Genomic DNA, 5,662 nt, shown 5'->3' on the forward strand with positions numbered 1-5,662 from the left:
ATTGCTCCGGTTATACCTGTGGTCCTACCCCCGAGCCTCCTACCATTGCTCGGGGCCCATGGGTGCGATCGGCACCCGGCTTTCCCTGTGCCCTCTGTGAGAGGAGGGCGGAACGAAGAGCAAAGCTCGGGCAGATCATGTCGCGAGAACGCGAAGCTACGTCCTCATCCTCATCGTCGTCCTGGCGAAAGCCAGGACCCATTACCCCGAATGCCCGTTGTTGCGCGACGCTGGGATGACGAGTCCCGTTCACAATTCCCGCTGCGGAGTATGGGTCCTGGCTTTCGCCAGGACGACAGCGGAGGATGTGTCGCGATATCGACAAATGGAGAGAGCAGGCGCTTCCATCACCATCATGCCAAGCTGGCCTCAGCTCACTCCGCCGCCTGCTCCCGCAGCCGCTGCGCGTAGACGTTGATGATCAGCGCTGCGAGCAGGATCAGGCCGCGGATCAGGATCTTCAGGAAGCTGTCGATGTTGACGTGGTCGAGGCCGTTGTTGAGCACGCCGAGCACGAACAGGCCGACGATGGTGTTGCCGATGCCGCCGCGGCCGCCGAACAGGCTGGTGCCGCCGACCACGACCGCCGCGATGGAGTCGAGCAGGTACGTGTCGAACTCGTTCTGCTGCGCGCTGCCGAAATGCGCGACCCCGAGCATGCCGCCGATCCCGGAGCAGACCGCCGAGATCACCATCACGCTGCCGAGGATGAGCTTGACGTTGAGGCCGGCAAATTCCGCGGCCTCGCGGTTGCCGCCGACCATGTAGACGTAGCGGCCGAACCGCGTGTAGGTCAGCACCAGATGGCCGCCGAGCAGCATCACCGCGGCGACGATCACGATCCAGGGGATGCCGCCGATCGAGCCCGAGCCGAGCGTCGCGATCAGCGGCGGCACCTTGTAGGCGATCTGGCCGCGCACCAGCAGCGCGGAGACGCCGGCCGCGATCTGCATCATGGCGAGCGTCATGATGAAGGAGGGGATGCCGATCATGGTCAGCCCCAGCGCGTTGACGAGGCCGAGCAGGGCGCACAGCGCCAGCGCCAGCAGGATCGCGACGATGCCCGGCATCGGCACGTTGGCGATATTGACGTAGGATTCCTGCAGCGTGAAGTAGGCCACCGCAATGCCGGTGACGTTGGCGATGCTGGCGATCGACAGGTCGATCTCGGCGCACAGGATCACGAAGGTGAGGCCGACCGCGATGATGCCGGTGACCGACACCTGCGTCAGGATATTGCCGAGATTGTCGATGGTCGCAAAGGAGGGGCTGGCGATCGCGAAGAAGCCGCTGAGAAAGATCAGCGTCAGGAACGGCGCGATGTTGCGCATCTGCGAGCGCAGGAACGGCGCCAGCCCGCGCGGCCGCTTGTGATCGGCCGGGCTCGTCGCGCTGTCACTGCTCGCCATAACACTTCTCCATTAGGCGCGCTGAGTTGGTCATCGCGCCTCGTTTATTTTCTTGAGCATGACCTTGTCGGAAAACCGCGTCGCACTTTTCCGGATCATGCTCTAAGCGGCTTCCAGCAACCGATCCTTGCTGACCGCTTCGCCCGCGAATTCGCGCACCACCGCGCCGCGCTTCAGCACCAGGATCCGGTCGGCCAGCGACAGCACGGTTTCCGGCTCGGTCGACAGCACAATGATCGCCAGTCCCTTGGCGCGGAGGTCGCGAACGATGTTGATCACGTCGTTCTTGGCGCCGACATCCATGCCGCGGGTCGGCTCGCACAGCACCAGGAGGCGCGGCGGGTAGGTCAGCCATTTCGCCAGCGCCACCTTCTGCTGGTTGCCGCCGGAGAGCATGCCGAGATCGAGGCCGACCACCGGCGGCCTGATCTGCAACTGCTCGACCTGGCGCTGGGCGATTGCGCGCTCGCGCACCGGCTTGAGCAGCAGCGCCGAGATCCGCTCGAGGATGCTGATCGAGATGTTCTTGTAGACCGGCTCCTGGTGGAACAGCATGGCGCGGCGGCTCTCCGGCACCAGCGCGACGCCGGCCCGCCGCGCCGCCGCGGTGCTGCGGAAGGTTTTCGCGGAGCCATCGACAACAAGCGTTCCGCCGTCCGGCCTGAGCTTGCCGAACAGGATCCGCGACAGCTCCAATTGGCCGCAGCCCATGAAGCCGTAGATGCCGAGCACTTCGCCGGCGCGGGCCTCGAACGAGACCTCCTGAAGGCTGCGGCGGAGCGAGAGCTGATCGACCTTCAGGACCGTCGAACCGCCACCCGGTTTCGGGAGCATGAGGTCATCGGTGTAGCTGTGCTCCAGCGCCTCGCCGCCGCGGCCGATCATGGCTTCGATCAGCGCGCCCTTGCTGGTGTCCGTGGACGCGGTCTCGGCGATCTTCCGCCCGTTGCGGAACACGGTCACCACGTCGGAGACCCGCAGGATGTCCTCGATGAAATGCGAGATGAAGACGATGCTGGTGCCTTCGTCACGGAGCCTGTGCAGGGTCGTGAACAGGCGTTCGACCTCGGGCGGGGAGAGCGCGGAGGTCGGCTCGTCGAGGATGATGATGCGCGCGCCGGAAAACAGCACGCGGGCGATCTCGATCAGCTGCTGCAGGCCAATCGGCAGGTCGCCGAGCCGCGTCATCGGATCGACCTCGATGCCGAACCGGGACAGCTGCTCGCCGGCCTCGCGCGCCATCCGCCGCCATTGCACGAAGCCGAGGCGGTTGGTCGGCTGGTTGCCGAGAAAGACGTTCTCGGCGACGGTGAGATCAGGCGCGACGCTGAGCTCCTGATGCACCATGCCGATGCCGGCGGCGTGCGCGTCGCGGGTGGAGCGGAAGCGGGTTTCCTTGCCGTCGAGCACGAAGCGGCCGGAGAACTCCGGATGCACGCCGGCGATGATCTTCATCAGCGTGCTTTTTCCGGCGCCGTTCTCGCCGACGAGACCATGGATCTCGCCGGCGTGCAGCGCGAAGTCGACCCCACGAAGGGCTTCGACACCGCCGAAGGCCTTCGTGATCTGGTTCAACTCGAGGATCGGGGAGCGTCCCTGCGACATGCGGACCGCTCAGATCAGGAAGTGATCCTCCATCCATTGCATGCCGGCGGCGTTGGCCTTGGTCACGACGGGACCATCGGTCACGACGTTCTTCGGAATCCCCTGGCCGCTCTTTTCGCCGCCGACCACGGCTGCGACGCCCGCCACGATCGCGCCGCCATGGATGCGGCAGGACGGATTGCGAACGGTTGCGAACATGCGGCCTTCGCTGACCGCCTGGATCGCCGGCGGCATGGCGTCGACGCCGCCGATCAGGATGTTGGTGCGGTTGTGCGCCTTCATGATGTTGGCGGCGGCAAGCGCCATGTCGTCATTGTGGAAGAACGCCGCGTCGATCTGCGGATACTTCGTCAGATAGGTTTCCCAAAGCCGGGCGGTCTTGGAGACGTCCCAATCGGCGGGCTGGGTGTCCAGCACCTCGATGTTCGGGAACTGCTTCACGACGGAGTTGAAGCCCTTGGCGCGGCCCTGCGCGCCGGTGTGGCCGAGCGCGCCCTGGGTCATGATGACCTTGCCCTTGCCGCCGATCGCGTTGCACAGCGCCTGCGTCACCGAGGCGCCCATGAACTCGTTGTCGGGGGCGAGGAACGAATGGACGTTGATCTGGTCGAGCGGCGCAATCAGCGTGTCCATGTCGATCACGGGGGTGCCGGCGTCGATCATCTTCTGCACCGGCTGGGTCAGGGTGCCGATGCCGAACGCCTGGATCGCGACGAAGTCCCATTTCTGCGAGGCCATGTTGTCGATCGCGGCACGCTGCTTGACGGCATCGAGCTGGCCGTCGAACCAGGTCACCTCGACGTTGAACAGCTTGCCCCAGAATTCGGCGGCCTGCTTGCCCTGCGCGCACCACGTCGCCTGCAGTCCGGCGTTGGAGAACGCGGCCTTCAGCGGCTTTTCCGAACGTCCCATTTCGGCTGCGAGCGCGGACGTCACGCCCATTCCGCCGAACAGGCCGGCCGCAGCTCCGCCTGCCGCCGCCAATTGCAAAAGGTCGCGCCGAGTCGTCGACGCCTTGTCCATCCCCTTGTCGGTCGCTGGCATTGTTTGCTCCCTCTTCGTTTTTCTGACCGTCGGCGTCAGTTGCACGCGCCGCGGATAAAGGGAGTGTGTCACAATCGGAACGGTGACGCTACGCCTTCGCGTCCACGAGATGTTTCTGCTGCAGCACGATGGCCTCGATGTCGCGAAGCAGCTTGTGCCACGCAGCATCGATGTCCGCAGACCATTGCTCACCGAGAATGTCGCGCAAGCAGTCCGCGATCACGGCGAAGAATGCGACGAACAATTCGCGCGGCGTCCCATAGGCATCATGCGAGAACACCTCGGATTCGATCAGGCGAAAATGTCCGCGGCGCTCGCCCGCGAAATCGAGGATGGCTTCGATCGCGAGCGCCAGCATCGAGCCTTTCACCGGCTCGCTGCCTTCGGTGCGAAACATCGCCTGCGCCTCGGGATGTTCGCGAAACAAGCGCTGGTACACCAACGGCGTCAGATCATCGCAAGCCCCCGCTGCGAGTTCAAAACTGCGTTCGATTGGATTCGACGATGGAGTCATAGCGCTTTGCGATCATCACATAAAAAAAGAGCAGGGCTCCAAGCCCTGCTCCAAAAATTGTGTCGACCCTATTTGCCCCAAAAATTCGGTTTGATCTTGATTGATGGGGTGACGCTGCTTGTGCGCGTCGGGCTCCTCCCGAGACTTGGACCACCAGGACACACCTCGCGGCTGGCCTGAGCCCGAATTGGTAGACTATCTTTCCAGCCTTGTCATCATTTTCGGCAACGATTGTTCAAATTTCGAGCAATTTGCGAAATGATTGGGATGGTGCCACCGGCAGTTGCGAAAGCGAGCTGAAAACACGTGACAGGGTAAGGGGATACAAAGGCCTGTGGAGTGGCCGTACCGCAAGTGTCACGCCCGGCAATTTCCGTCAGCCGGAAGAAACGAGCGATGTCGATGATCTCGACTTCCGACGGCCGTGGTGGTTAGTTCCGTCCCGGATGGGTTTTGCGATGCGCCGGCGGCTGAAGATTTTTCTGCCCATAGTCCTGGTTGCCCTGCTGGTGCAGATTTTCGCACCGATCGGGGCCTGCTGGGCGGCGAGCCTTGCCGCGTCCGATCCGCTCGCGGCCGCCACGATTTGCCATGGCAATGTCGGCGCCGGAGCCGGGCAGGGTGACCAGACCGGTCATGATGCCCATGACGGCTGTTGCTCCGCATGCAGCGTGCAGCAGACCGGTGCGCCCGTTGATAGCCCGGAGATCACGGCTCATGCCGTCGAGCGGCCCTCAACGCGCATCGCCTGGCTCGACTTCGCCGGCGATTTCGATCGTTCGCAGGCGCGCCTCTCCGCGCAAGCCCGCGCGCCGCCGGTTTTTTCCTGACGACGTTCTCGCTGCCGATGCGCGTCGCGCGTCGGCGAGTGCCTTAGTGCAAGCCGGCCACAGAGCCGGTGTCAGGATTCATCCATGTTTCGATTTCATCCGCGGGCCGGAGCCAGTGCGCTCACGCTGGGCCTCGGGCTTTCGATGCTTACAAGTTGGGCAGAGGCCCAGACGACGCTGCCGTCCGTAACGGTCGATGCGCCGCAGGCCGCGCGCGCGAAATCGGCGAGATCCAAGCCGAAGATCCGCGCGGTTGCCGC

General features: G+C 64.1%; 5 protein-coding genes. 1 reads left to right on the forward strand and 4 read right to left on the reverse strand.

Translation table 11 applies throughout. The features are described from left to right. Positions 1 to 374 precede the first annotated feature (374 nt). From H8B02_RS44620 to H8B02_RS44635, 4 genes are all read right to left on the reverse strand, one after another. Positions 375 to 1,409, reverse strand: a complete 1,035-nt coding sequence (locus tag H8B02_RS44620) for an ABC transporter permease (RefSeq protein WP_229172113.1) — start codon at positions 1,407 to 1,409, stop codon at positions 375 to 377. A 102-nt stretch (positions 1,410 to 1,511) separates the two neighbouring features. Beyond that, positions 1,512 to 3,014, reverse strand: a complete 1,503-nt coding sequence (locus H8B02_RS44625; RefSeq protein WP_229172114.1) for a sugar ABC transporter ATP-binding protein — start codon at positions 3,012 to 3,014, stop codon at positions 1,512 to 1,514. A gap of 9 nt (positions 3,015 to 3,023) precedes the next feature. Beyond that, on the reverse strand, positions 3,024 to 4,058 hold the full coding sequence (locus H8B02_RS44630) for a sugar ABC transporter substrate-binding protein (RefSeq protein WP_229172115.1): 1,035 nt from the start codon (positions 4,056 to 4,058) through the stop codon (positions 3,024 to 3,026). An 88-nt stretch (positions 4,059 to 4,146) separates the two neighbouring features. After that, positions 4,147 to 4,572 carry a globin gene (locus tag H8B02_RS44635; protein ID WP_229172116.1) on the reverse strand — a complete coding sequence of 142 codons (426 nt, stop codon included), beginning with the start codon at positions 4,570 to 4,572 and terminating at the stop codon, positions 4,147 to 4,149. A gap of 209 nt (positions 4,573 to 4,781) precedes the next feature. Here H8B02_RS44635 and H8B02_RS44640 point away from each other — a divergent pair, with 209 nt between their 5' ends. Continuing rightward, positions 4,782 to 5,402: a DUF2946 domain-containing protein gene (locus tag H8B02_RS44640; RefSeq protein WP_229172117.1), complete on the forward strand. Its 621-nt coding sequence runs from the start codon at positions 4,782 to 4,784 to the stop codon at positions 5,400 to 5,402. The last annotated feature ends 260 nt before the right edge of the window (positions 5,403 to 5,662 follow it).

This window comes from Bradyrhizobium altum, assembly GCF_020889705.1.
Taxonomy (GTDB): domain Bacteria; phylum Pseudomonadota; class Alphaproteobacteria; order Rhizobiales; family Xanthobacteraceae; genus Bradyrhizobium; species Bradyrhizobium altum.

Coding starts and splice junctions, on each gene's coding strand:
- H8B02_RS44620 (WP_229172113.1), bottom strand. CDS start 1,409: ATGGCGAGCAGTGACAGCGCGACGAGCCCGGCCGATCACAAGCGGCCG.
- H8B02_RS44625 (WP_229172114.1), bottom strand. CDS start 3,014: ATGTCGCAGGGACGCTCCCCGATCCTCGAGTTGAACCAGATCACGAAG.
- H8B02_RS44630 (WP_229172115.1), bottom strand. CDS start 4,058: ATGCCAGCGACCGACAAGGGGATGGACAAGGCGTCGACGACTCGGCGC.
- H8B02_RS44635 (WP_229172116.1), bottom strand. CDS start 4,572: ATGACTCCATCGTCGAATCCAATCGAACGCAGTTTTGAACTCGCAGCG.